The organism is Candidatus Planktophila sp., assembly GCF_044348745.1.
GTDB lineage: Bacteria > Actinomycetota > Actinomycetes > Nanopelagicales > Nanopelagicaceae > Planktophila.
In genome coordinates this window covers 1-4673 of sequence record NZ_JBIKSG010000049.1, presented here as the reverse complement: position 1 = coordinate 4673, position 4673 = coordinate 1, and the positions used below count along the sequence as shown (strand labels likewise).

Here is a 4673-nt window from a genome sequence, read left to right as displayed (position 1 = left end):
TTGCGCTTCATTTATGCCTGCATGAATGATGAACTGTGACTCTGTGGCACCTGCTGTAATCTTCATCTCGGTCCTTACTTTCTGCATGTGGCAAAAGAATAACTCTTGTTACTGCCATCGCCTAGCACCCAAGCGGCAAACTTTGTCTAGTCATCCCTTTATGGGTGCATTTATTTGTCAGTCACCTTGCGTAATCTTCCACCCATGAGAGAAACAGATCCCAACAAGTTCGTCGCCTTCCTAGCCATCATTGCAACCCCTTTTGCATTAGGTGCTTTCCTATTGGCTTTTGGTCCAGCAGCCCAATATGTCAATGAAGATCCAGCAGGTGATGGCTATGTGCCTCCCCGCAGTATTGCTCAGTTAGTAGATCGCACTCAAGAGTCCACGGTAACTGTGTGGTGTGATCCAGCACCTTCTAAAGGAGCACAAGGAACTGCTTGGGCGATTGATTTAGAAACAACTAAATCTAAGGAATACCCAACAACCTTGATTACTAATCACCATGTGATTGAAGATTGCATTGGTGTTGAAGGATCTGTTTGGATCGCACTTCCGTATGAAGATCAAGTTGAAGCTGTGATCGTAAAGTGGGATAAAGACAATGATTTAGCTGTCATTGCAACCAAGATGAAGTTGCCAGTGTTGGGGTTGTCAGATAATCCACCATGGCCTGGCTATTGGGTCATGGCACTTGGAAGTGCTGATGGCTTTGAAGGCTCTGTTTCCTTTGGCAACGTACTTAACACAAGCAAGTACGAGGTCTATATAACGAACAATCTTTCTCATGGAAATAGCGGTGGTGCCTTGATTGATAATGAGGGTTTCGTCATCGGTGTCACAACATGGGGCCACAAGGTTGAGCAATACAACGGCGCCGTCTCTCTTGATGCTTTCTGCATGAAGATCCTTGATTGCCAGTATGATTTTAAGGGTGAAAAAACCTGGTGGGACTACTCTAATTAGTCAGTAGTGAGCTTTACCTCTGGGTTTATGAAGTCACGATGATTTCGTGACGGTATTTATTGTGGCGCTAGGCGTTGAGCGAATCTAGCTTTTCCTGCACAGCAGGATAGTCAGAGTCATCAACCAAGATCTTTTCAAGGTCCTTGATTGCCATGGCCTTTTTGCCTATTCGTGCATAGGTTTCAGCTCGTTCAAAGAGTGCGCGATGAAGCAAGATCTCAGAACGCTTCTTAGATGCAAGGGCGCGCTTAAAGCATTCAAGTGCCCCGTCATTTAAGCCCTTTTCGCGGAAAGCAACCCCACGCAGGATCAACATCATGGCCGTTGCATCATCCTCGTTTTCAATGTCTTCAGTTGTTTCAATCGCTCCGTCATAATCTTTCTTGCCTATTTCAATATCTGCAATTGAGATCGCCACTAGTTGATCAGGTTTCATCTCATGCAAGATGGCAAAGGCTTCTTCAAACTTGCCCATCTGTTGGAGTAATTCGGCATAGATATGGCCAAGTGTTTGGTCGTTATAAACACTTGAAGTGAAGATGCCATTAGTGATTTGAACCTGTGGAGTAATGCCCGGGAAGTACTTTCTTACAACCTTATCGTTAAAGGCGCTTTGGCGATTGCTCCATAACTCCTTACCCCACTGATAACCAGTCGCATCATCTACTGAGCTGCCCTTAACGCAGTAGAGAAACTTGAGCAGATCAAGGCTCCATTTCAGGCTGGGATGTACTGCCTCAAGCGCTTTTGCTTTTTCTATTGCTTGATCTGGTGTGTCAGCCTCATCCCACTTAAAGATGTCTCGCAGGTATGCATAAAAGTCGCGTTCTGCTTTCCTGGCAAAGAGTCCAGGTTGCATGCTTGTTGGCGGGTTGTATGGAACAACTTTTTCTTCCGAGCTTGATGTTGCCTGTGTGGTACTCCCCCGGCTCTTTCCCCTGCCACCGCTGAGTGTTTCCACGTTATAGAGACCTGTTCCTGGGATTCCAGTGGAAACGGTGCGTCGACCTTTTGAATTAATTGTGTAGCGAGCACCAGGAACACCAAAGGACATTCCCACAGAGTCCTTATTAACGCTCAGGCGAACACCTGGCAGTAGTTTCATAGATCGTCGAAAGCGAATGGCCATGTATTTAGTTTACGCAGAGTGACTGACAAAAAAGTAGCCCCGCGCGACGAACTGCGGGGCCACTTGATGTGCGTGCCACTGGCGGGATTTGAACCCGCTACCTGCAACATAGTCAGTGTGCCGCTCTATCCAATGAGCTACAGCGGCACGCGGAAGTGAAGTTATGGGGTTCTGGGTTCTGTTGGCGAAATAGCTACTTACTTGTGGATAAAGGAGTTATAGTTTGCATACATAGTCAGTGTGCTCATGAAAATGAGTTACATAGCAAAAGCCCCGCAGAATTACTTCCGCGGGGCTTTTGTATTTCTAAATCTTTAAGGCATAACCAATCCACCATCAACTGGCACGGTAATCCCAGTGACATAACTAGATGCATCACTGACTAACCAAATAAGCGTTGCTGCTAACTCTTCTGGATCTCCAAGGCGTCCAGCGGGTGCAAACATTTTGATCATGTTGACCATATCTGCTGGTAGTTCATCACTCATCTCAGAAGGAAAAAATCCTGGTGCGAGCGCATTGACTCTAATATTCTTACGTCCAGTCCACTGCGCAGCTAAATCTCTGGTTAATCCAATAAGTCCAGCTTTACTAGATGCATAAGCAGCTTGTGGTAATCCTTGAGGTTTGATGCCAAGGATGCTGGAGATATTTACTATCGCTCCCCCATTTTTGTTGGCCTTTGCAAATGCTTGTGACATCCAATATGCACCAAAAAGATTGACATCAAGGACTGATCTAAATTGTTCTGGGGTTTCATGTGTGGCAGGGACAGCAGTGCCAACACCTGCGTTGTTAACCAAGATGTCTACGCGACCAAACTCTTTAATGGCATGTGCGATAAGTGCATCGCACTGTTCTGGCTGTGTGACATCTGTTTGTAGGGATGCAAACTTTCTGCCAGCTGCGGTTACTAATGCGCCGGTATCTGCCAGGCGCTCAACGCGGCGTGCTCCTAAGACGACATCTGCCCCTGCTTCGGCTAGCGCCTTAGCAAAAGCAACTCCAAGACCTGAAGAGGCCCCTGTGACCACTGCGACCTTTCCATCTAAACGAAAGCGGTCTAGAACACTCATACTCTCTCTCTCCTCAAATTGGATAACTATGCGTAAGGTTAAGGCATGGACTTCACATTGAGCGCAAAAACCAGCGAATATGCCGCCAAACTCCACGCCTTTATGGAGGCAGAGGTCTTTCCGGCCGAATCTGTTTATGAGCATCAGCGGGAAGAGTTACGAGCAGCTGGTAAGCCTCATGGATTGCCGCCAGTTATTGAAGAGTTAAAGGTGAAGGCAAGAGCGCAAGGGCTATGGAATCTCTTTTTACCTCATAGCCACGATCCTCATCATGGCTTAACTGTTACAGAGTATGCAACCTTGGCTGAGATAACTGGTTGGTCACCTGAGATTGCACCAGAGGCCATTAACTGCGCAGCACCTGATACTGGCAACATGGAGTTACTGGACATGTTTGCAACTGATGAGCAGAAGAAAATGTGGCTTGAGCTGTTGTTAGATGGTCGCATCAGATCAGCCTTTGCGATGACTGAGCCTGATGTGGCATCTAGTGATGCTAGAAACATCAGAACATCTATTGTTAAAGATGGTGGTGACTATGTCATCAATGGCACTAAGTGGTGGACAACCGGTGCGATGGATGAGCGGTGTGAGATTTTAATTGTGATGGGTAAGACCAATCCAGATGCAGAAGCACATAATCAACAATCAATGGTGCTTGTTCCTATGAACACACCTGGAGTGAAGGTGGAGCGCAATTTAACTGTGTTTGGATATGTGGACCAACATGGTCATGCAGAGGTTTCATTTACCAATGTGCGAGTGCCTATCGCAAATCTTTTAGGACCAGAAGGTGAAGGCTTTGCCTTGGCCCAAGCCCGACTTGGACCAGGACGCATTCATCACTGCATGAGAGCAATTGGCATGGCAGAGCGTGCACTATCACTCATGATTAAGCGATCTATTGGGCGCGAAACATTTGGAAAAGCGTTAGTGCAACAAGGTGTTATTCAAGACTGGATTGCCCAAGCTCGTATTGATATTGAGCAAGCACGCTTGCTTGTCTTAAAGGCTGCGTGGATGATCGACACCGTTGGTGCAAAGGGTGCTCGCAAAGAGATCGCTGCAATTAAAGTGGCAGTCCCCCAGATGGCAGAGCGAATAATTGATCATGCAATACAAAGCTATGGCGGGGCTGGAGTTTGCCAAGATACGCCGCTTGCCTCCATGTATGCAGGAATTCGCACCTTACGCATAGTTGATGGTCCTGATGAGGTCCACATCAGAGATATCGCTCGCCTAGAAATCAAGCCTTATTTGTCATGAGTGATGTAACTGCGGTCCGACAAGAGGATCGCTTTGATGTTGAAGCCATGCATGCTTGGCTTCAACAATACATTCACATTGATGAACTGCCTGAGGTGCTGCAGTTTCGAAGCGGGGCATCCAATCTGACTTATTTACTGAAATACCCGGGGCGCGAATTAGTCCTTCGCAGACCACCTGTTGGCACAAAGGCTGTTTCCGCCCACGATATGAAGCGTGAGTTTTTAATTCAATCA

Annotated in this window: 5 protein-coding genes and 1 tRNA gene; 3 read left to right on the top strand and 3 right to left on the bottom strand. The window is 46.9% G+C overall.

Translation table 11 applies throughout. The features are described 5' to 3' along the window. Positions 1-204: 204 nt before the first annotated feature. A complete protein-coding gene (locus AC9UH7_RS06085; protein ID WP_509596241.1) occupies positions 205-966 on the top strand; it encodes a trypsin-like peptidase domain-containing protein in 762 nt (253 codons plus the stop codon). 67 nt (positions 967-1033) lie between these two features. Here the strand turns inward: AC9UH7_RS06085 and AC9UH7_RS06080 are convergent, their stop codons facing one another. The 3 genes from AC9UH7_RS06080 to AC9UH7_RS06070 all read right to left on the bottom strand — a co-directional run bounded on the left by AC9UH7_RS06080 (position 1034) and on the right by AC9UH7_RS06070 (position 3171). Continuing rightward, entirely contained in the window at positions 1034-2095 is a 1062-nt protein-coding gene (locus AC9UH7_RS06080; protein WP_509596239.1) for a DUF4236 domain-containing protein, read from the bottom strand. Positions 2096-2168: 73 nt separating this feature from the next. Then, positions 2169-2242 (bottom strand) — tRNA-Val (locus AC9UH7_RS06075). Between the two features lie 167 nt (positions 2243-2409). After that, positions 2410-3171: an SDR family NAD(P)-dependent oxidoreductase gene (locus AC9UH7_RS06070; RefSeq protein WP_509568764.1), complete on the bottom strand. Its 762-nt coding sequence runs from the start codon at positions 3169-3171 to the stop codon at positions 2410-2412. 45 nt (positions 3172-3216) lie between these two features. Here AC9UH7_RS06070 and AC9UH7_RS06065 point away from each other — a divergent pair, with 45 nt between their 5' ends. Beyond that, on the top strand, positions 3217-4437 hold the full coding sequence (locus AC9UH7_RS06065; protein ID WP_509596237.1) for an acyl-CoA dehydrogenase family protein: 1221 nt from the start codon (positions 3217-3219) through the stop codon (positions 4435-4437). Further along, positions 4434-4673: phosphotransferase family protein (locus AC9UH7_RS06060; RefSeq protein WP_509596236.1), on the top strand; the 240-nt coding region annotated here is incomplete at its 3' end. The genes AC9UH7_RS06065 and AC9UH7_RS06060, both read left to right, overlap by 4 nt.